Source organism: Halorubrum sp. SP3, from assembly GCF_005435195.1.
GTDB classification, from domain to species: Archaea; Halobacteriota; Halobacteria; order Halobacteriales; family Haloferacaceae; genus Halorubrum; species Halorubrum sodomense.
In genome coordinates this window covers 1-299 of sequence record NZ_SGTU01000234.1, presented here as the reverse complement: position 1 = coordinate 299, position 299 = coordinate 1, and the positions used below count along the sequence as shown (strand labels likewise).

Genomic DNA, 299 nt, shown 5'->3' with positions numbered 1-299 from the left:
CACCCGCCCGTCGGCCTCGGCCAGTACGTCGAGGTCGAGGTCGGCAGCCACACCCACCACGACGTCACCCATCTCGGAGCGGATAGCGGTATCACGGCGCAGGCCCAGCACTTCGACCTTCACGCGGCCGATTTCGGTTCGCACGTCGTCGAGTCCGGTCACGGACGCGGCCTCGATGTGGCCGGCAGTCGAGCGAAGCGAGAGGTAGCCGTCCACCCCGCTCGCGACGATAGCCCCGGCGACCGTCTGGATGCGGGCGTCACCGCGCGTGTCGGTCAGAGTCACGTCGCCGAAGTCGG

General features: G+C 69.6%; 1 pseudogene. It reads right to left on the bottom strand.

The features are described from left to right. Positions 1–285 (bottom strand): annotated as a pseudogene (locus tag EXE42_RS16380) (hypothetical protein); the annotation flags it as partial. Positions 286–299 lie beyond the last annotated feature (14 nt).